The sequence below is a fragment of the Bacillus sp. FG16 genome, assembly GCF_057809515.1.
Genome location: NZ_JBMDKC010000349.1, coordinates 1 through 411, shown reverse-complemented (window position 1 = coordinate 411; position 411 = coordinate 1). Strand labels below are relative to the sequence as shown.

Here is a 411-nt window from a genome sequence, read left to right as displayed (position 1 = left end):
AATTAGCACCTTACTACAGAAATGAACCTATTGTACAATACGTTTGTAAGTCAATTTATATCATGGGAGTGATGAATTTGAAACGTATGATGGGTGTAATATCTACAGTTGTATTAATGGGAACAATGGTATTTGGTGGATCAAATGGGGTGGCACATGCAGATACTACTTCAAAACCATATCAGGTTGTAACACCAGGCGAACATAACGAGAAGCCTGTGACAATTGGTTTTGATACGCAAAAAGAGTTTGAATCTTATGTAAAGAAACATCCAGTGATACCAAATTTATCAAAAACATTTCAGTCATCAAGGATTTATTCTACTTTTTATCATGATATTCATTTAAAAGGAGCACAGTTTCCGATAGATGCAAGCCGTAATCCTGTTATTATTACTAATTTTAATAGTA

The 411-nt window shown here is 33.3% G+C and carries 1 pseudogene; it reads left to right on the top strand.

The features are described 5' to 3' along the window. Positions 1-77 precede the first annotated feature (77 nt). Positions 78-411, top strand: a pseudogene (locus ACODS7_RS32690) (hypothetical protein); the annotation flags it as partial.